The 19,497-nt window shown below is 72.9% G+C and carries 19 protein-coding genes and 2 pseudogenes; 14 read left to right on the top strand and 7 right to left on the bottom strand.

The features are described 5' to 3' along the window. Positions 1–13: 13 nt before the first annotated feature. The gene (locus AB0P24_RS01340; RefSeq protein WP_365789801.1) at positions 14–214 is read right to left on the bottom strand and encodes a DUF1918 domain-containing protein; all 201 of its coding nucleotides are present in this window, start codon (positions 212–214) and stop codon (positions 14–16) included. Positions 215–227: 13 nt separating this feature from the next. Continuing rightward, positions 228–1,178: a DMT family transporter gene (locus tag AB0P24_RS01335; protein WP_365789799.1), complete on the bottom strand. Its 951-nt coding sequence runs from the start codon at positions 1,176–1,178 to the stop codon at positions 228–230. On the opposite strand from AB0P24_RS01335, the gene AB0P24_RS01330 reads away from it, so the two are divergent. From AB0P24_RS01330 to AB0P24_RS01320, 3 genes are all read left to right on the top strand, one after another. Then, a complete protein-coding gene (locus tag AB0P24_RS01330) occupies positions 1,177–2,622 on the top strand; it encodes a PLP-dependent aminotransferase family protein (protein ID WP_365789797.1) in 1,446 nt (481 codons plus the stop codon). The two genes, AB0P24_RS01335 and AB0P24_RS01330, sit on opposite strands and share 2 nt — an antisense overlap. A gap of 43 nt (positions 2,623–2,665) precedes the next feature. Continuing rightward, positions 2,666–3,115 carry a GNAT family N-acetyltransferase gene (locus tag AB0P24_RS01325; protein WP_365789795.1) on the top strand — a complete coding sequence of 150 codons (450 nt, stop codon included), beginning with the start codon at positions 2,666–2,668 and terminating at the stop codon, positions 3,113–3,115. 116 nt (positions 3,116–3,231) lie between these two features. Further along, a complete protein-coding gene (locus tag AB0P24_RS01320) occupies positions 3,232–3,825 on the top strand; it encodes a histidine phosphatase family protein (RefSeq protein WP_365789793.1) in 594 nt (197 codons plus the stop codon). A 241-nt stretch (positions 3,826–4,066) separates the two neighbouring features. On the opposite strand, the pseudogene AB0P24_RS01315 reads toward AB0P24_RS01320, so the two are convergent. Then, positions 4,067–4,507, bottom strand: a pseudogene (locus tag AB0P24_RS01315) (DUF6314 family protein); the annotation flags it as partial. Between the two features lie 341 nt (positions 4,508–4,848). On the opposite strand from AB0P24_RS01315, the pseudogene AB0P24_RS01310 reads away from it, so the two are divergent. Next, positions 4,849–5,202 (top strand): annotated as a pseudogene (locus AB0P24_RS01310) (carbohydrate binding domain-containing protein); the annotation flags it as partial. A 100-nt stretch (positions 5,203–5,302) separates the two neighbouring features. After that, on the top strand, positions 5,303–5,455 hold the full coding sequence (locus AB0P24_RS01305; protein WP_365790178.1) for a hypothetical protein: 153 nt from the start codon (positions 5,303–5,305) through the stop codon (positions 5,453–5,455). On the opposite strand, the gene AB0P24_RS01300 is transcribed toward AB0P24_RS01305, so the two are convergent. From AB0P24_RS01300 to AB0P24_RS01290, 3 genes are all read right to left on the bottom strand, one after another. Next, positions 5,442–5,876 (bottom strand): carboxymuconolactone decarboxylase family protein, encoded by a 435-nt coding sequence (locus AB0P24_RS01300; protein ID WP_365789791.1) that lies wholly within the window; start codon positions 5,874–5,876, stop codon positions 5,442–5,444. The two genes, AB0P24_RS01305 and AB0P24_RS01300, sit on opposite strands and share 14 nt — an antisense overlap. A 159-nt stretch (positions 5,877–6,035) precedes the next feature. After that, a complete protein-coding gene (locus AB0P24_RS01295) occupies positions 6,036–7,022 on the bottom strand; it encodes an aminoglycoside phosphotransferase family protein (RefSeq protein WP_365789789.1) in 987 nt (328 codons plus the stop codon). 130 nt (positions 7,023–7,152) lie between these two features. Then, positions 7,153–8,061 carry a LysR family transcriptional regulator gene (locus AB0P24_RS01290; protein WP_365789787.1) on the bottom strand — a complete coding sequence of 303 codons (909 nt, stop codon included), beginning with the start codon at positions 8,059–8,061 and terminating at the stop codon, positions 7,153–7,155. 81 nt (positions 8,062–8,142) lie between these two features. Here AB0P24_RS01290 and AB0P24_RS01285 point away from each other — a divergent pair, with 81 nt between their 5' ends. The 4 genes from AB0P24_RS01285 (at position 8,143) to AB0P24_RS01270 (ending at position 13,329) form a co-directional block, all read left to right on the top strand. After that, positions 8,143–9,087 carry a DMT family transporter gene (locus tag AB0P24_RS01285; protein ID WP_365789784.1) on the top strand — a complete coding sequence of 315 codons (945 nt, stop codon included), beginning with the start codon at positions 8,143–8,145 and terminating at the stop codon, positions 9,085–9,087. Between the two features lie 272 nt (positions 9,088–9,359). Further along, positions 9,360–11,906, top strand: coding sequence for a YfhO family protein (locus AB0P24_RS01280; protein WP_365789782.1), 2,547 nt, complete (start codon positions 9,360–9,362; stop codon positions 11,904–11,906). Between the two features lie 23 nt (positions 11,907–11,929). Beyond that, a complete protein-coding gene (locus AB0P24_RS01275) occupies positions 11,930–12,904 on the top strand; it encodes a glycosyltransferase family 2 protein (RefSeq protein ID WP_365789780.1) in 975 nt (324 codons plus the stop codon). Further along, a complete protein-coding gene (locus tag AB0P24_RS01270) occupies positions 12,904–13,329 on the top strand; it encodes a GtrA family protein (protein WP_365789779.1) in 426 nt (141 codons plus the stop codon). Before AB0P24_RS01275 ends, AB0P24_RS01270 begins: the two co-directional genes overlap by 1 nt. A 15-nt stretch (positions 13,330–13,344) precedes the next feature. Here the strand turns inward: AB0P24_RS01270 and AB0P24_RS01265 are convergent, their stop codons facing one another. After that, the gene (locus AB0P24_RS01265; protein WP_365789777.1) at positions 13,345–14,151 is read right to left on the bottom strand and encodes an IclR family transcriptional regulator C-terminal domain-containing protein; all 807 of its coding nucleotides are present in this window, start codon (positions 14,149–14,151) and stop codon (positions 13,345–13,347) included. 164 nt (positions 14,152–14,315) lie between these two features. Here AB0P24_RS01265 and AB0P24_RS01260 point away from each other — a divergent pair, with 164 nt between their 5' ends. The 5 genes from AB0P24_RS01260 to AB0P24_RS01240 are packed head-to-tail and all read left to right on the top strand — an operon-like array spanning position 14,316 to position 19,246. After that, a complete protein-coding gene (locus tag AB0P24_RS01260) occupies positions 14,316–15,194 on the top strand; it encodes a dioxygenase (RefSeq protein ID WP_365789775.1) in 879 nt (292 codons plus the stop codon). After that, positions 15,191–15,712, top strand: a complete 522-nt coding sequence (locus tag AB0P24_RS01255) for a DoxX family membrane protein (protein WP_365789773.1) — start codon at positions 15,191–15,193, stop codon at positions 15,710–15,712. The genes AB0P24_RS01260 and AB0P24_RS01255 overlap by 4 nt, the downstream gene beginning before the upstream one ends. After that, entirely contained in the window at positions 15,712–17,214 is a 1,503-nt protein-coding gene (locus AB0P24_RS01250) for an amidohydrolase family protein (protein WP_365789771.1), read from the top strand. Before AB0P24_RS01255 ends, AB0P24_RS01250 begins: the two co-directional genes overlap by 1 nt. A 3-nt stretch (positions 17,215–17,217) precedes the next feature. Continuing rightward, positions 17,218–18,432: a CoA transferase gene (locus AB0P24_RS01245; protein WP_365789769.1), complete on the top strand. Its 1,215-nt coding sequence runs from the start codon at positions 17,218–17,220 to the stop codon at positions 18,430–18,432. Then, entirely contained in the window at positions 18,425–19,246 is an 822-nt protein-coding gene (locus tag AB0P24_RS01240; RefSeq protein WP_365789767.1) for a citryl-CoA lyase, read from the top strand. Before AB0P24_RS01245 ends, AB0P24_RS01240 begins: the two co-directional genes overlap by 8 nt. Positions 19,247–19,497 lie beyond the last annotated feature (251 nt).

Raw genomic sequence — 19,497 nt, 5'->3', positions numbered from 1 at the left:
CGTTCGCCCGGACCTAGCGTTGTTCGTGGATCTCCCGGTGCCTGACCTGGCAGTCGGGACCGGGGGACATGATGGCCTCGCGGCCGTCCTCGAAGCGGACCCGGTAGGGCGGGGTGCCCTCGGGGCCCAGTACCTTGACGACGGTCGAGACCTGGTCGTGCTGTCCGACCACCCTGCCGTGCTGGACAAGCTGGTCGCCCTCGGATGCACGCATCTGCAGGGCCTCCTCACGATCGCGATCGTTGGGTGACGGCGATGCACACGAGCACGGCGGCGGCCGTGAGTGGAGCGGCCGCGCTGAGGTGCTCGCCCAGCAGCAGCACCGACCACACCAGTGTGAGCAGGGGCTGGGCCAACTGCAACTGGCTGGCCTTCGGAATGCCGACGGCCGCCATGCCCCGGTACCAGACCACCAGACCGAGGAACTGCGAGCCCGCCGCCACCCACAGCACACCGGCCACCCCGTGCGCGGTCCAGACGACCGGCTCGTACGACAGCGCGACCACCGCGGCCGGCACGGTCAGCGGCAGGCAGCACACCAGCGCCCAGCCGATGACCTGCCAGCCCGGCATGATCCGGGCCAGCCGGCCGCCCTCGGTGTAACCGGCCGCGCACACCACAAGGGCCGCGAACAGGTAGGTGTCGGCCGTCGTGAGCCCCCCACCGCTCTGCGTGATGGTGAACGCCAGCACGGCCGCCGCGCCCGCCAGGGCCGCCGCCCAGAAGGTGCGGGACGGGCGGACGCCCGTGCGCAGGGCCGAAAAGAGGGCGGTGGTCAGCGGGAGCAGGCCCACCACGACGGCCGCGTGCGAGGTGGTGGAGGTCTCCAGGGCGAGCGTGGTCAGCATCGGGAAACCGAGCACGACCCCGGCCGCGACGACCGCCAGCCCCGCCCAGTGCCGGCGCTCGGGCAGTCGTACCCGCAGGAACAGCAGGCAGCCGCCCGCCATGGCCGCCGCCAGCACACTCCGCACCGCCACCAGCGCCCACGGCCCGAAGCCCTCCAGGCCCCAGGCCGTGGCCGGGAAGGTGAGGGAGAAGGCGACGACACCGAGCGCGGCCTGCAGGGTGCCGAGCCGCTGGGAGGAGCGGGCGGCCGCGGGCGGGGCCGGGGCGGCGGCCGGGGGAGTGCTGACCGCTATCGAGGTCGGGCTGGTAGCGCTACTCTCTGCTCTCATGCAAGAGCGTAGCAGCGTCGTGGAACTGGCGGAACGGCTGCGACGGGACCTCGACCGCTACTCGCCGGGTGGAAAGCTCCCGTCGAGCCGGGCCCTCGTCGAGCGGTTCCGGGTGAGTCCGGTGACCGTCTCCCGGGCGCTGGCCCAGCTGGTCGCGGAGGGCCTGGTGGTCACCCGGCCCGGCGCCGGCGCCTTCAAGGCCGCGCCGCGCACCGCGGCCGAGCCGGTCGGGGACACCTCCTGGCAGGAGGTGGCGCTCAGCGCCGACGGCGCCCTGGACGTCGTCCCGCGCACCGTCGACGCCTCCGGGGTCACGGTGTGCCTGGCCGCCCCGCCGCCCGGTGTGCTGGAACTCAGCGGCGGTTACCTGCACGCCTCCCTGGAGCCCGAGCGCGCGATGGCGGCGGCACTGGCGCGGGCCGGCCGCCGCCCCGGGGCCTGGGGCCGGCCGCCGCTCGACGGACTGCCGGAGCTGCGCGAGTGGTTCGCCCGCGACATCGGCGGCACCGTCACCGCGGCCGAGGTGCTGATCGCCTCCGGTGGCCAGTCCGCCCTGGCCACCGCCCTGCGCGCGCTCGCCCCGCCCGGCGCCCCGGTCCTGGTCGAGTCGCCCACCTATCCCGGCATGCTCGCCATCGCCCGCGCCGCCGGCCTGCGTCCGGTCCCGGTCCCGGTCGACCCCGACGGGGTGCGCCCCGCTCTGCTCGCCGACGCCTTCCGGGCCACCGGAGCCCGGGTGTTCGTCTGCCAGCCCCTCTTCCAGAACCCGACCGGCGCCGTCCTCGCCCCGGACCGCCGCGCCGAGGTGCTGCGCATCGCCCGCCAGGCCGGCGCGTTCGTGATCGAGGACGACTACGTGCGACGGCTGGTGCACGCGGACGCGGGCCCGCTGCCCCGTCCGCTCGCCGCCGACGACCCCGAGGGAGTCGTCGTGCATGTCGGCTCGCTCACCAAGGCCACCTCGCCGAGCTTCCGGGTGGCCGCTCTGGCCGCCCGCGGCCCGGTGCTGGAACGCCTCCGCGCCATCCAGATCGTCGACACCTTCTTCGTCCCGCGCCCCCTCCAGGAGGCCGCCCTCGAACTCGTCGGCTCCCCGGCCTGGCCCCGCCACCTGCGCAACCTCGCGGCCGAGCTGAAGACCCGCCGCGACACCCTCACCGGTGCCCTCGCCCACCACATCCCCGAACTCGCGCTCCCGCACATCCCCTCCGGCGGCTACCACCTCTGGCCGCGCCTGCCCGACGGCACCGACGACACCACCCTGACCGCCGCCGCCCTCCGCGCCGGGGTCGCCGTCACCCCCGGCCGCCCGTACTTCAGCGCCGAGGCCCCGGCTGCCCACGTCCGCCTGAGCTTCGCCGCGGTCGCGGGCACGGGCGAGCTCCTGGAGGGGGTACGACGCCTGCGGGCCGCCTGCCACGAGGTGCTGCGTCCCAGACCCTGAAATCCGATCGACGCCGACGCGCCCGACCGGCGAGGATCCCGGCATGAGCGACGCACCCGGCCTCCCCGAGGGCTACGAGTTCTCCGCCGACACCGACCGCGTGGACGTCGAGCGCGTCCACCGCTGGCTGGCGACCGACGCCTACTGGGCGACCGGCCGCCCGCTGGAACAGCACAGGCGCGCGATGGCGGGCTCGCTCAACTTCGGCGTCTACGAGACCCTCACCGGCGAGCAGGTGGCGTACGCGCGCGTGGTGACCGACCAGGCGCTGTTCGCCTGGCTCTGCGACGTCTACGTCGACCCGGCGGTGCGCGGCAAGGGCGTCGGCACGGCCATGGTCGGCGCGGTCCGCGAACACCTGCGGCCCCACGGCGTGCGGCGCGTGCTGCTGGCCACCCACGACGCCCACGGGGTCTACGCGAAGCTCGGATTCGCCCCGCTCGAACACCCGGACCAGTGGATGGCGCTCTACTACACGTCGTCGCCCGAGTGAGATTCCGGCCGACTTGTCGGACACCTCCTGACCTTTGAGTAACATTTCCTCCACGTCCGGCAACTCGCCACCCGATCGCCCTTGACCTGCGCACATGCGCGTCACACCATCGCCGCATGGCGCTTCGGGTCACGTTCGTCGCGGCCGCGCGCAGCTCGCCGCTGCTCGCGGAGCGCTTCGAGGACGATCGCCCGCTGGACACGGCGGGCTGGGACGAGGTGCAGCATGTCGCCCATGAGCTGGTGCCCCTCGCGGCGGCCGAGCTGCGCTACTGCTCGCCGACCCCGCGCAGCCGCGCGACCGGCGACGCCCTGGGCTACGCACCGCTGGTCCAGCTCGCCCTGCGTGACTGCGACATGGGCCGCTGGCGCGGGCTGACGCTGGGCGAGGCGATGGCCAGGGAGCCGGACCAGGTGGACGCCTGGCTCACCGACCCGCGCGCCACCCCGCACGGCGGTGAGTCGCTGCTCGCGTTCATCTCCCGGGTCGGCGGCTGGCTCGACACCCGCCCTGTGGGCGACGGCGACCGGATCGTCGCCGTCGCCGAGCCCTCGGTGATCCGGGCCGCCCTCGTCTACGCCCTCAAGGCGCCCCCCTCGACCTACTGGAACATCGACGTACGCCCCCTGTCGACGACCACGGTGACGGGGCGGGGCGGCCGCTGGAACCTGCGCTTCGATCCGGCTTCGGCTCAGACATCCCGCGCGTAGCCGCTCCGCTCGGAGGGCCGTGCCGTCGTCGGCCGCGGCGCCGTTGCGGGCTGCTCGTGCCCACGCGGCGATGACCGCGGATCCCCTACAGCCTCGCGCCCCTGCGGGGACGCTGGTGTACCTACGTGGTTCGCAGAAAGTGCCGTGTCGGGCCGTCGACCGTCCGCCGCGCCGTCGTGGCTGGTCGCGCCCACGCGGCGGCAGCCGCACCTTCCCTACGGCCCCGCGCCCCTTCGGGGCGCCCCTCGCGCACGTACTCGGTCGACAACACCAGGTCCTTCGCCGGGCCGCCCACCCGCCAGACCGTGCGCCAGTGGTCGGCGTCCCGGACGGTGAACTCGCCGCGGTAGAGGTCGGCCGCGCAGGGATGGTCGGCGACGTACCGACCCGACGTCAGGTCCAGGTCGTGGAAGGGACGACCGTCGGCGAACCGGACGTCCGCCGTCCCCGGCCGCGCACCGGGCAGGAACCGCAGGGTCCGCTCGGCGGGCCGGGCCACGCCCTGCCAGGTGAAGATCCCCGATTCCTCGTGCAGCAGGCCGCCGCCGTCCAGCGGCCGGAACACGGTGGCACCCTCGAAGCGGCCCTCGGCCCCGCTCGCCAGATCTCGCACGGTCCGGTCCACTCTCCACCGTCCGCCGAGATAGGCCAGCACATCGGGTACCGGCCGGAAGCCGCCCACGATCACCCCTTCTCCGGCCACGGAGAGCCGGTCGGCGCGCCGCCCAGGCCGCCGCCCGCCGTGCCGCGACGCGGGATGTACCGTGCCGGCTGGGCGAAGGCCTCCGGGGCCACGGCGAGTCCGCCGAACACGATCAGTCAGGGCAGCAGCGTCCGCATGCCCCCGACCCTACGCCCGCCCGGACGCTCGGCCGAGGCACCCTGGATCCCCCGCCCCATTGATGCGCTCATGCCCCTTCCTTATCTTGCCGTTCGAAGTGCTGACCGTTGTCCGAAATTTCGAATGACGCAATTCTCCTCACGAGCCGCGGAGTATCCATGTCACGCACCACGCGCACCCGGCTGAGACTCGGCCTGGGGGCAAGCGCTGTCACCAACTCCGGCTGCAACACCGGCATCCGTGTCGAGGACGGCAAGAGGTACGACTTCTCCGTCTGGGCCCGTGCCGCCGGCGGCACGACCCTCACCGTCGGCCTCGCGGACTCCGGCGGCACCCTCGCCACCGCCCGCCAGGTGACCGTGAAGAAGCACGGCTGGGCCCGCTACAGGGCGACCTTCACCGCCACCCGGACCAGTTCCGCCGGCCGCCTCACCGTGGCCACGGCGGACGCCGCCGCGCTCGACATGGTCTCCCTCTTCCCGCGCGACACCTACAAGCACGAGCCCAACGGCCTGTGCAAGGACCTCGCCGAGAAGGAAGACCGGCGACCTGATCGTCAAGGTCGTCAACGCCCAGTCCGCGGCGGCCCGTACCACCCTCGACCTCGGTGGCGCCGAGGTCGCCAGGAAGGCCAGGGTGTCCACGCCGGCGGCGGCGCCCGGCGCGGTGAACACCGAGACGTCCACCGTGGTCGCCCCGGTCACGTCCACCTTCACCGGGGTCTCCGACAGGTTCACCTACACCTTCCCGGCGAACTCGATCACCTTCCTGCGCATCAGGCAGAAGTAGTGTCCGGCGCGGGCTGCTGGCCGACCGGCAGCAGCCCGCGCTCGGCGAAGACCTTCCTGGCGACCAGGGTGGCGTTGAGCGCCTTGGGGAAACCGCAGTACCCGGCGGAGTGCAGCAGCGCCTCGACGATCTCCTCGGGCGTGAGCCCCGCGTTGAGGGAGAAGTTGACGTGCACCTCCAGCTGGGGCTCGCAGCCGCCCAGTGCGGTGAGCATGCCCAGCGTCACCAACTGCCGGTCGCGGGGCGGCAGCTGGGGCCGGGAGTAGATCTCGCCGAAGCCCCAGGCGACCACCTGGTGACCCAGTTCGGGGCTGATGTCGGCCAGGGCGTCGAGGACCCGTGGCCCGGTGCCGCCGTCCACCTGGCCCAGGACCTCAAGGCCGCGGGCGAAACGCTCGTCACGGGTGGTGCTCTCGCTCATGTCGGCTCTTCCGTTCTCTTGGCAAACGGTCGGTTCGCAAACAGTCGGTTCGGAAGCGGTCGGTTCGGAAGCGGTCTCTTCGGAACCGGTCCCTTCGGAAACGGTCAGGACACGAACGCTAGGAGCTGGAGCGCGCTCCAGGTCAAGCCGGCAGTGCCGTCACCCCAACGCCCGCAGTGCGGCGACCTGTTCACCGAGGAAGTCCCGGCTCCAGCGTGCGTGATCCCCGACGTAGCCCCGGGGGCCGCACTCCACGACGAGGATCAGGCCCAGATAGAGGCCGTAGAGGGCGAGGCGGTGGCGCAGGGCGGGGGAGAAGTCGAGGCGGCCGCCCGCCGCACGGTACCCGGCCACCAGGTCGCTGTCCGGGCCGACGTCCCCGCCGAACCCCAGGGAGACCAGTTCGGCGGCAGGGTCGCCCCAGAAGGCCCGCTCGTGGTCGATGAGGCCCGTGATCCTGGGAGCGTCCGCCCGGCCGTCGACGAAGATGTTGCCCGGCCAGAGGTCGAAATGGACGAGCCTGGGCTCGGTGACCTGGTCGAGCGCCTGCCCGCCCTCGGCCACCAGGGCCCGTATCCCGGCGGCCGGCACCCCGAGGTCGGAGTCCCAGCGGGCCGCGTCCTCCAGCAGGGCCTCCACCATGGCCGTGAAGGCGGTGCGCCAGTCGGCCGCGGACAGCTCGGCCCCGGGTGCCGGATAGCCGTAGCGGCCGTCCTCGGAGGTCAGGGTGTGCAGCCGGGCGGTGACCACGCCCAGCTCGTGACGCAGCGCCGAGGCGGTGGCCGGCGGAAGCTGCTCGGCGGCCTTGTCCCAGGGTGCGCCCTCCAGCACGGAGACGGCGAGGAAGTCGTCTCCCTGGTACAGCAGTTCGGGGGCCGGTACCGCTCCCTCGGCGAGGTCGGCCAGACGCCGGTAGACCATGGCCTCGGTGGCCATGATCCCGTGTTCGTACCGCAGCACGGGAGCCTCGGCGGGCGGCGCGAGCTTCACCACGGCCGGACGTCCGTCGTCGAAGCGGACCCGGTAGGCGGTGTTGAACCAGCCGTCGGTGAGTTCCTCCTCCAGCCGGCATCCGACGCCCGCCGACTCGCGGAGGAGCGTGTCGAGTTCGGTGGCGGACAACCGGCGCTTGGTCAGGCTCTGCATGCGGCGACTCGCTCTCGTCCGGCGGGGCGGTGCGTTGCGGCGGGCTGCGGTGCTTTGAGCTGCGGTGCGTTGAGCTGTGGTGCGTCGAGCTGCGGTGCGTGGGAGCGCTTGCGAAGATACGGGATCCGGGTCAGCCGTGGCCCCGGCTCCGGATGACCTCCGCGGCTTCGAGGAGTGCGCGCAGAACGGTGCGCACAGCCCTGCGGGCCGTGCGCTCGGGGCGGTGGAGCACGTCGATGTGGCGGTGGGCCCCGATGCCGTCGAGCGGCCTGAGGACGACGCCCTGGTGCGGTCGGGACGTCCAGCGGGGCATCAGGGCGACTCCGCCGCCCGCGGCGACCACCTCGGCGACCACGGCGATCTCGTTGACGCGATGGACGATGTCGACGCTGCGCCCGGCCGCCGCCGCGATGGCCTCGACCGTGGCCAGCAGCGGGAAACCGTCGTGCACGGTGATCCAGGGCTGCTCGGCGACGTCGTGCGCGGTCAGGGCGGGCCGTGCGGCCAGCGGATGGCCGACGGGCAGGGCGATGTCGAGCGGTTCGCGCAGCAGCGGGGTGGCCGTGGCGGTCCGGGGCCAGGGCGGGGCGTGGTCCAGGCGGTGCGCCAGGACCAGGTCGTAGGTGCGGGTCAGGGGCGGGAACCCGGCCTGGGCCACGTCCTCGTCGTGCAGGGCGAGCCGAGGGGATCCCGGCCCGCTCAGCCGTCGTAGCAGCAAGGGGTAGAACGCGGCGGCCCCGCTGTGGAAGGCCGCGACCGACACCGCGCCGTCGGGTTCGTCGACGTACGCGTCGATGGTGTGGCGGGCCCGGGCCAGCGCCGTCTCGACGCCGATCGCCGCGTCCGCCAGGGCCTGTCCGGCCGGCGTGAGGACCAGCCGGCGGCCGGCCCGCTCGGTGAGGGGGACCGGGACCGAGCGCTGGAGCAGGCGCAGTTGCTGCGAGATCGCCGAGGGGGTCACCCGCAGCGCCTCGGCGACCGCCGTGACGCTGCCCAGTTCGCCCAGCTCCCGCAGGACCCGCAGCTGCCGTTCGTCCACGGTGTGAGTGTAGCTCCGCTAAAGGATTGGTTGAGAAGGTCGTCGTTTACTTCAACGGGCAGGTCGTGAATCGTGAACGGCATGCCGACCAGCCGCCGTATCGACGTGGTGCTCCTGGCCGTCGCCGTCGTCTGGGGCTCCAGCTACCTGACGGCGAAGACCGCCACGGACGCCCTTCCCGTCCCGACCGTCCTCTTCGTGCGCTACGCCGTCGCCGCACTCGCCTGCGCGGCCGTACCGCGCCGGCGCGGCGGCCCGGCCGCTGGCCTTGGGGGCCTGACCCGGGACGAGAAGGTGTACGGCTGCCTGCTCGGGCTCACCCAGGCCGCCGTCCTCGTCCTGGAGACGTACGGCGTCGCCCACACCAGCGCCGGGAACGCGGGCCTGATCATCAGCCTCACCCTGGTCCTCACCCCTGTCCTGGACCGGGTCGCCCTGCCGGGCAGGTTCTTCCTCGCCGCCGGGGTCTGCATGGCGGGCGTCGGACTGCTCGTCTCCGGCAACGGGCTGCGCGCTCCCGGAACCGGTGATCTGCTGATGCTCGCGGCGGCCGTGGTCCGCGCCGGTCATGTGGTGCTGGTCGGCCGGGTGACCGCGGGCCGGGCCCTGCGCCCGCTGCAACTGACCGCCGTGCAGTGCGCCGTCGGCGCCGTCCTCTTCCTGCCGCCCGCGGCCCCCGGGCTGCCGGCGCTCGCCCGGACCGGCGCCGCCACCTGGGCCCAGCTCCTCTATCTGGCCCTCTTCTGCGGCCTGTTCGCCTTCCTCGCCCAGACCTGGGCGGTCCAGCGCACCTCCGCGACCCGGGCCGGACTGCTGCTGGGCACCGAACCGGTGTGGGCCCTGCTGGTCGGCACCGGCCTCGGCGGCGAGCGGCTCACCGCTCTCTCCGTCCTGGGGGCCGCACTCGTCGTCACGGGGACGTACTGGGGTCAGTCCGTCGAACGCGCCCATCGCCGGCTCGCGCCGGTGACGGCGGGCGAGGGCGTACCCCGGAGTGCCGGTACAGGCGTCTCACGGGCGCGTTAACCTGCGAATCATTTCCCGGAAATCTTTTGTTTCCTCTGAGGTCGCGAATTCTTTCCGTAATGCGCGCGGATTCGGAATTCGATTGACCACTTCACGGGCATGGCACAACCATCAGGAACCTCTCCCCGTCTAAGTCGGCGAAACACCGACTTTCGGGGAGTGACGACCCCGTTTTTATCTGGGGGCCGCACGGAATGAATAGCACCACGCCGGCCGGGCGCGAACAGGGGGCGAGACCGGCAGGGGGCGAGGAAGAACGGGAAACCGGCCCGGTGAAATGGGGGAGCGCTGATCCGCGAGCGGTCGCCGCGCTGCTCGCGGCACTTCTCGCCACCCTGGCGTTCTGCGCCGCCGACGTGATCGCCCGCAGCTACCCGTTCGGGCCCCGCACCCGCAGCGTCAACGACCTCGGCAACCAGTACGTGCCCTTCCACGCCCACCTGTGGGACCTGCTGCACGGCAGGGCGGACGGCGGGCTCCTCGTCAACTGGCAGTCCGGCTACGGCTCCAGTTTCCTGCCGGACCTCGGCACCTACGTCAGCAGCCCGTTCGCGCCGCTGGTCGCGGTCTTCCCGCGTGACGAGATCGACCTCGCGGTGTACGTGATCACCGTGCTGAAGACCGCGGTCGCCGGCGCCGCCATGGCCTGGCTGCTGATGAGCCTGCGCCGGGGCCGCTGGTGGGCGGCCGGCGTGCTGGGCGCCTCCTACGCCCTGTGCGGCTGGAGCCTCGCCCTCGCCGCGTTCAACCCGATGTGGCTCGACGGCCTGATCGCACTGCCGCTGCTCTGCCTGGTCGGCGAGTGGGCGACGGCCGGCCGGCGCCTGGTGCCCGGGGCCCTGATCGTGGCGCTTGCCTGGATCGCCAACTTCTACACCGCCTACATGGCGACCCTCGGCGCCGCCCTGGTGCTGCTGCTCCGGCTGGTGCTCGCCGAGCTGCCGTGGCGGCGCGCCCTGGCGGTGGCGGGCCGGGCCGCGGTGACCTTCGCGCTCGGCATCGGGCTGGCCGCGCCGCTGGTGATCGTCGTGTACTCCGGCACCCAGCACGCATACCCGGGCCGCGAGGGCCACTTCGCCCCGGTCGGCACCGAGGACCTGCTGGCCCGGCTGCTGCCGACGACCTACGGCTACGGCTCGCCGGCCCTCTACGTCGGCATCACCGCGCTGGTGCTCGCCCTCGCCCTGCCCTTCCACCGGAGGGTCCCGGTCCGGGTGCGGGCCGGCTGGACGGTGCTGGTGCTCGCGGTGGCCCTGTCGCTCCAGTGGGCGCCCACCAGCCTGGCCTGGCACGCCTTCGCCGTCCCGAACGGCAGCTTCTACCGGCAGGCCTTCGTGCTCTGCGGCCTGCTGGTCATCGCCGCCTGGCACGCCCTGGCCTACGGGCTGCCGGACCGGCGGGCACTCGGCGCGGCCGCCGTCCTGCTGGCCCTGATCGCCGCCGTCGCGAGCCGCAGCTCCCTGACCCGGCACCACAGCCACCACACCTGGCCGGTGGTGCTGCTCGCGGTCGCGGGCACGCTCGGCGGACTCGCGCTGCTCCGCCTCAGGAACGCCAGGCCCGCGCTGGCAGGCCTGGCGGTGGCGCTGCTGATCGGCGCGCAGTTCGGCGAGTCCGCCGCCACCGCGGCCGTGGCCACCGGGACGCGGCTCGGCCAGATGGACGACTACGCGCCCTGGGGGGAGCGCCAGCAGAAGGAGGCGGACGCGGTCGCGAGCGCCGACGCCTGGCCCGCGTACCGCACCGAACCCGGCCGCGAGCAGACCGTCGCGAACGACCCGATGACGGTCGGCGGCCAGGGCTCCCAGTACTACAGCAGTCTCACCGCCGACGTCCTCAGCCGCACCCTCACCGCGCTCGGTGACGGCTGGACCTCGCGCGGCCGCAGCCTGCAGTCCCTCGACAACCCGGTCACCGACGCGGTCTTCTCGGTGGGCGCCCGGGTGCACAACCCGCCGGACCCGCACCAGAAATGGCTGCCCCAGGGCGGCGGCCCGTCCACCGTCACCCGCGAGGACGTACCACCGCTGGTGACGGTGCGGCCCACCGCCGCGCACTCCACGCCCGCCTCCTTCGGCCCCTCGCCGTACCGCAACCAGGAACTCCTGCTCGGCGCCCGCGTCTACACCCTGCCCCGCACCACCCTCAGCGGTGCGCGCAAGGGGGACGCGGCCCGGGGCCTGCTGGTCGACGGAGCGGGGCGGATCACCGCCCGGTGCCGGCCCGGGAGTTCGGTCTTCCTCTGGGCGCCGCACTACTCCGGTACCGCACAACTCGCCGACGGCGGCGAGCGGAAGCTGTTCCGGTCCGACGCCGCGGGCACGAAGATCGCCGCGATGCAGCCGCTCGGCACGGTACGCGCCGCTGGGCAGGTCCGGATCCGCCTCGAACCCAACCGGCTCAGCCGGGTCCCGGCGCAGGGCGCGGTCGGCTGCCTCGACACCGCGCGACTGCGCACCGCCGTACAGCACCTGAAGTCCACCGGCGCGACCAGGGTGACCGTCTCCGACGGCACCGTGCACGCCCAACTGCCCGCCGGCAGCAGGGGAACCGCCGTCGTGGCCGCCCCGCGGATCGCCGGCTGGCGCTGCTCCGCCGACGGCGCCGAGGCCGCGGCGGGCGAGTTCCACGGCCTGATCGCCGTCCCGCTGAACGGCTCCGCAGCCAGCCTCACCTGCACCTTCCACCCGCCCGGACTGCGCCTGGGCACCGCGGTCGGCGGCGCCTCGCTGCTGGCCCTGATCGCCGTCGGCGCCGTCTCGGCCGTACGCCGCAGATCCGCCACCCGCCCCGGCGAGCGCACGACCACCGCTCACTGACCCGTCCCCAGGGGGAAGAACCCATGCTGATATCGATCGTCGCGCCCTGTTACAACGAGGAAGACGTCATAGAGCGCTTCCACGAGCAGGTCCAGAAGATCGCCAACCAACTCCTCCCGCTCGGCCACGACATGGAGTTCGTGTACGTCGACGACGGCAGCCGCGACCGCACGCTGACCCTCCTCAGCCGGATCGCCGACCGCGACTCACGCGTCCGGTACGTCTCCTTCAGCCGCAACTTCGGCAAGGAGGCGGCCCTGCTGGCCGGGCTGAAGCACGCCACCGGCGACGCCGTGGTCGTCATGGACGCCGACCTCCAGCATCCGCCGGAACTCATCAAGCGCATGGTCGAACTGCGCGGCGAGGGCTACGACCAGGTCATCGCCAGGCGCACCCGGCAGGGCGACCGCTTCACCCGCACGCTCACCGCCCGCCTCTACTACCGGCTCATCAACCGGATGGTCGACGTCGAACTCGTCGACGGCGTGGGCGACTTCCGGCTGATGTCGCGCCGGGTGGTGGACGCGGTCGTGGACCTCACCGAGTACAACCGGTTCTCCAAGGGCCTGTTCGCCTGGGTCGGCTTCCCCTCCACCACCTTCGAGTACGAGAACGCGGTGCGCGAGCACGGCACCAGCTCCTGGTCGTTCCGCAGCCTGCTCAACTACGGCCTCGACGGCCTGCTCTCCTTCAACAACCGCCCGCTGCGCGCCGCGCTCTATCTCGGCATGACCCTGCTGGCGCTGGCCGGTGTCTACACGGCGTGGATCGTGGGCGCGGCGATGATCAACGGTGTGCAGACGCCCGGCTATGTCACCATCATTACAGCCGTCACCGCCCTGGCCGGGGTGCAGATGATCATGCTCGGGGTCATCGGCGAGTACACCGGCCGGATCTACTACGAGGTCAAGGGGCGCCCGCACTTCCTGGTGAAGGCGACGAACGTGGATCGAGCGGACAGCCGCACCCGCGGCACGACGAAGGACCTCATTCCCTGATGCCGAACGCCCTGTCGACCGCCACCGAACCCGCCACCCGTCCGATATCGGGGCAGATCATCACCTTCGCACTGGTGGGCGTCGTCAACACGGCGACGTACTACGGCCTTTACCTGCTTTTTCTGAGGTATTTGCCGTACCTCGCCGCGCATGTTCTCGCGTTTCTGCTGAGCATGATCGGTTCGTTCTTCCTCAATGCGCGTTTCACTTACCGGACGCGTCCCACCTGGCGGAAATTCCTGCTGTTTCCGCTGACCAACGCGACCAATTTCGTGATCACCACGGTGGGTGTGTACGTGATCGTCGACGTGCTGCACGTGGGCAGCCACTTCGCCCCGCTGCTGGCGTCGGCGACGGCGATTCCGGTGACGTTCGTCGTCTCCCGCTGGGTGATGCTGCCCCGCCCGGACGCGGTGCGCGGCTGACCGTTCGCGCGCGGCTCAGCGCGCGATCTCGACGGTCTCCAGCGGGCGGTCCTGCCAGGCGGCCCGGTCGGCGCTGATGGCGCTCGCGGCCCGCAGCAGCAGCGGCAGGTGATGCCCGACGAGGGTGTCCACCGAGGTCTCGGCGGCGTGCGCGTTGACGTTGACGGCGGCGACCACCTTCCCGTCCCCGTCCCGCAGGGGCGCGGCGACCGAGCGGATGCCCAGCGCCAGATCCTCGTCGGTGACCGCCCAGCCCTTGGCCCGAACGTCGCGCAGCGCGGTGTCGATCTCGTCCCGCCCCGGCGTCCAGCGCGGGGTGATGCCCGAACGGCTCGGCTCGGCCAGCGTCCTGTCCAGTTCGCCGGGGGAGAGCGCGGCCAGCAGGACCTTGCCGAGCGAGGTCTGCAGCGCCGGGAACCGGGTGCCGATCGTGACGGCCAGCGTCACCAGTTTCGGCACCGCGACCCGGGCGACGTAGACGATGTCGGAGCCGTCCAGCTGCGCGATCGAGCAGGACTCGCCGGTCTGCGCGACCAGCTCCCGCAGGTGGGGCCGGGCCAGCTCCCACAGGTTCGTCGAACCGATATAGGCCATCCCCAGATCCAGCACCCGGGGCGTGAGCGAGAAGCCGCGCTCCTCGGAGCGGACATAGCCGAGCTCCGTGAGCGTGATGAGGATCCGCCGGGCGGTGGGCCGGGCCAGGCCGGTGACGGCCGCGATCTCGCTGAGCGTCAACGAGGAGGTGCCGGGCGGGAAGCAGCGCAGCACGTCCAGCCCCCGGGCCAGGGCCTCGATGAACTCGGGATTTCCGTCTCGACGCATGACGCCAGGCTAGCGGAACGGACATCGGTCCGGCTGCCCCGTGCTGTCCTCATCTGGGTCGTCGGTGCGGAGAGCTTGCCCTGGGCCCCGGACCGCTGCATGATGACCGCTGTGCGGACGAGTGTCCGCACAGCGGCGGAGGGGCCGAATCAAGGAGGATTCCCATGGCCTTCGTGACGGAGGAGAATCTCACCGACCTCGCGGAGAAACGCTGGGCCACAGCACACTCGCCCCGGCTCGCCGAGCTGATGACGGCGCTGGTGCGGCACCTGCACGCCTACGCCCGCGAGGTGAACCTCACCGAGGACGAGTGGGCCGCCGCCGTCGGCTGGCTCGCCGCGACCGGCCGGATCTGCGACGACAAGCGCCAGGAGTTCATCCTCGCCTCCGACGTGCTCGGCCTGAGCACCCTCGTCGTCCAGCTCAACAACCGGTTCGCGCCCGAGGCCACCCCGGCCACCGTCCTCGGCCCGTTCCACATCGACGGCTCCCCGGCCGCGCCCTTCGGCGCCGACATGTCCGACGGCATCCCCGGCGTCCCGCTGTTCGTCACCGGAAGGGTCCTCGGCCCGGACGGCACCCCGCTGCCGGACGTCGTCCTCGACGTGTGGCAGGCCGACGCCGACGGCGCCTACGAAGCCCAGCTCCCGGAGGTCGACGAGGCCCGGCTGCGGGCGAAGTACCGCACCCGCGCCGACGGCACCTACTGCGTCCGCACCATCGCCCCGCGCGGCTACGCCATCCCGATGGACGGCCCGGTCGGCGACCTGATCGCCCGGACCGGGATCAGCCACTTCCGTCCCGCGCACATCCACTTCCTCATCGACCACCCCGGCCACGACCGGCTCATCACCCACCTGTTCCAGGAGGGCTCCGACTACCTGGACAGCGACGTCGTCTTCGGCACCAAGGACCGGCTCGTCGTGAGCTTCACCGAGCGGCCGGCCGGCCCCACCCCCGACGGCGGCACCCTCACCGGACACTGGCTGCACGCCGAGTACGACTTCGTCCTCAACGCCCCCGCCGACCGGGCCCGGCCGTGAACCTCGGGCTGCTCCTGCTGCGGCTGCTGCTCGCCGCGCTGCTGTGCGGCCACGGCGCCCAGAAGCTGTTCGGCCGGTTCGGCGGCGCCGGACCCGACGGCACCGCCGCCGTCTTCGAACGCTGGGGCTTCGTCCCCGGCCGCCCTCTGGTGCTGCTCGCCGGAACGGCCGAACTGGCCGGAGCGGCGTCCCTCGCGGCCGGGCTGCTCACCCCCGGCGGCAGCGCGGTCGTCGTCGGCACCATGACCGTAGCCGCGGCGGCGACCGCGCCGAGCGGCTTCTGGGCCCAGCAGGGCGGCTGCGAGGTCCCGTTCTGGTACGGCGCCGTGGCCGCGGTCCTCGCCTTCACCGGGCCCGGCGCCTGGTCGCTCGACCACGCCGCCGGGCTCGACGGACTCGACGGCTACGGATGGGGCACCGGCGCGCTGGCGCTGGGGCTCGCCACCGCCGCCGTACCGCTGACATCCCGTTCCCGGGTGCTGCGCGCCCGGGACGCAGATCACGACGAGGTGACCTGATGAACACCGACACCCCACGCCCCGGCGACCCGGACGTGACCCGCCCCGGCGACTTCCCCGCCGGCCGTCCGATCCTCTTCCGCGGCGCGACCGTGCTGTCCATGGACCCGGCCATCGGTCTGCTCGACCGTGGCGACGTCCTGGTGCGGGGCGAGCGGATCGAGAGCGTCGGGCGGGACCTGCCGGCCCCCGAGGACGCCGTCGTGGTCGACGCCACGGGCGGCATCCTGATGCCCGGCATGGTCGACACCCACCGGCACATGTGGCAGACCGCGCTGCGCGGCTTCGGCGCCGACTGGACGCTGTCGCAGTACTTCGTCTTCTACTACCTCAACTGGGGCGGGATCTTCCGCCCAGAGGACATCCACGCGGGCAACCTGCTCTCCGCGGTCGAGGCGCTCGACACCGGTGTCACGACCACCGTCGACTGGTCCCACGGCCTTCAGACCCCCGAGCACGGTGACGCGGCGGTCGAGGCCCTGCGCGCCGTCCCCGGCCGCTTCGTCCTCGCCTACGGCAACCTGCTCGGCGCCCCCTGGGAGTGGGCCAACGCCCCCGAGTTCCGGGCCTTCGTGGACCGCCACTTCTCGGCCCGCGACGACCTGCTCGGCCTCCAGCTCGCCTTCGACGTCACGGGCGACCAGGCCTTCCCCGAGAAGGCCGCGTTCGAGGCGGCCCGCGAGCTCGGCCTGCCGGTCACCACCCACGCCGGGGTGTGGGGCGCCACCAACGACGACGGCATCCGGCTGATGTGGGAACACGGGTTCATGACCCCCGACGTCACCTACGTGCACTCCGCCACCCTCGCCGAGGACTCCTACCAGCGGATCGCCGCCTCCGGCGGCACGGTGTCGGTGTCGGCGGAGAGCGAGCAGAACGCCGGCCAGGGCTACCCGCCCACCTGGCGGCTGCGCCGCCACGGCATCCCCGTGTCGCTGTCCATGGACACCAGCGTCTGGTTCAGCGCCGACCTGTTCTCCGCCATGCGCGCCACGCTCTCCGCCGACCGCGCCCGCGAGCACCTGGAGGCCCACACGGCCGGGGAGACCGTCGCCCACCACCGGCTGCGCGCCCGGGACGTCGTGGAGTGGGCCACCATCGGCGGCGCCCGCGTCCTCGGCCTCGACGACCGGATCGGCTCCCTGACCCCGGGCAAGCAGGCCGACCTGGTGCTGCTCAGGAACGACCGGAACCCGGCCATGTTCCCGCTCCTCAACCCCTACGGGCACGTGGTCTACCAGGCCGGACGCGCCGACGTGGACACCGTCCTCGTCAACGGCAGGGTGGTCAAGCACCAGCACCGGCTCGTCGGCGTCGACCTCGGCAGGGCCCGCGACGCCGTCGCCGCCACCGTCGAGCACACCCGCCGCACGCTGGGCGAGGAGGCCTGGCGGGAGGCCATGGCGCCGGAGATCCCGGAGTCCGAGCCGATAGCGAACCCGTACACCTACAGCGACTACCGCGGCGAGGGCGTCGCCGTGCAGCGGACGGAGGACGCGTAAGCCATGACGGACCGGAACGACGGCACCCGGGACGGCGACGACCGCGGGGAGAGCGACCGAGGTACCGGACCGCTCGACGGGCTGCTGGTGGCCGACTTCTCGCGCATCCTGGCGGGCCCGTACGCGACCATGCTGCTCGCGGACCTCGGAGCCGAGGTGGTGAAGGTCGAGTCCCCCGCGGGGGACGACACCCGCACCTGGATGCCGCCGGTCCGCGACGGGGTGTCGACCTATTACCTCGGGATCAACCGCGGCAAGCGGTCGATCGCGCTCGACCTCCGGGACGCCGAGGACGCGGGCCTGGCCAGGGAGCTGGCCCGGCGCGCGGACGTGGTCATCGAGAACTTCAAACCGGGCGGAATGGCCAGGTACGGCCTGGACTACGACTCGGTCAGCGCCGGCAACCCGGGCCTGGTGTACGCCTCCATCAGCGGTTTCGGCACCGGTGCCGGGCGCGAGGTACCCGGCTACGACCTGATGGTGCAGGCCATCTCCGGGCTGATGAGCCTCACCGGAGACCCGGAGGGTCCCGCCTACCGTGCGGGCATCTCGGTGTTCGACGTGATGGCCGGCAACCACGCGGCCATCGGCATCCTGGCCGCGCTGCGGCACCGCGACCGCACCGGGCGCGGCCAGCTCGTCGAGGTGAACCTGCTCTCCTCGGCGCTGACCGGACTGGTCAACCACAGCTCGGCGTACGCCGCCGGCGGCAGCGTGCCCTACCGCATGGGCAACGCCCACCCCAGCGTCTTCCCCTACGAACCGCTGCCGGCGGCCGACCGGGAACTGATCGTGACGGCCGCCAACGACGGCCAGTTCCGCAAGCTGTGCGAGGTGCTGGGCATCCCGGGGACGGCCGACGACCCCCGCTTCCGGCACAACGCCGACCGCACGGCCCACCGTGCGGAACTGCGCCCGATCCTGGTGGAACGGCTGAGCACCCGCACCGCCCTGGAGTGGTTCGACCTGCTCGTGGCCGCCGGGGTCCCGTGCGGGCCGATCAACACCATCGACGGCGGGTTCGCCATGGCCGAGCGCTTCGGCCTGGACCCCGTCGTCGAGGTCGGCGAGGGAGCGCGGGCGGTGCCCACCACCCGGCATCCGATCCGCTTCTCCGAGACGCCCCCGACCTATCGGCTGCCCCCGCCGGAACTCGACGAACACGGCACCGAACTGCGTACATGGCTCGCGAGCGGACCGGAGGACGACCATGTCTGAGCACCCGGGGGCCGGGCCCCAGTACCCGACGGCGCTGGGCGCCTCCTCCGTCGACCGGATCACCCTGCTGGGCCGGGACCTCGCTGCCGACGTGATGGGCGAGGTCGGCTTCGGCGAACTCGCCTTCTGGCTCGCCACGCAGCGCCGTCCCGCGCCCGGCGAGACCCGCGTCTTCGAGGCGGTGCTCGCCGCACTCGCCGACCACGGCTTCACGCCGACCGCGATCACGGCCCGGCTGACGTACCTCTCCGCCCCCGACTCGGTCCAGGGCGCGATCGCCGCCGGGCTGCTGGGCGGCGGCTCGCGCTTCCTGGGCGTCACCGAGGACTGCGGCAGATATCTGCACGACGTCCTGGCCACGGCCGAGGGCGGCCACCCGGCCGACGACGCCGGCTGGGACGAGCTCGCCCGCACCGCCGTCCGCGCCGCGCGCGAGACCCGTCAGCTGATTCCAGGCCTCGGGCACCACGTCCACAAACAGGGCGACCCGCGCACCCCGAGACTGTTCACCGTCGCCGCCGAGGAGGGGCTCGTCGGCCCGCACCTGTCGCTGTTCGCCGCGATCGGCCGGGTCCACCCCGGGATCCTGGGCCGGACCCTGCCGCTCAACGGCGCGGGGACGTGCGGCGCCGCGCTCGCCGACCTCGGCCTCCCGCTGGAGCTGCTGCGCGCCTTCGCCCTGCTCGCCCGCACCGCCGGACTGATCGGCCAGCTCGCCGAGGAGCTGCGCGAACCGGTCGCGCGGGACATCTTCCTCTCGGTGGACCTCAACAACCGCGCGGTACCGCCCCGGCCGTACGACCCACCGGCCTGACGGCCGTCGTCTCCGGGACGGGAACGACGTCGATGCCGACGGTGACCGGGTCCAGCCGGTCGAATCCGGGGGGATGCACGGCGGTCACGCCGGACTCCCGCTCAGCGCCCTGCGGCCGGGCGCCCGAGCCCGGAACCGGCCGACCGCAGGCGCGTCGACGGCCTTGATGTTCACCTGAACGGGTCGCAGTGGCATGCTGGCGATCCCATGCGTCCGCCCGCGACGGCGTTGCATAAAACTGCGGTGAACCG

This window comes from Streptomyces sp. NPDC086519, assembly GCF_040686075.1.
Lineage (GTDB): Bacteria > Actinomycetota > Actinomycetes > Streptomycetales > Streptomycetaceae > Streptomyces > Streptomyces shenzhenensis.
Note: the sequence above shows the minus strand (reverse complement) of the source record. Positions and strands in the feature narration are given on the sequence as shown.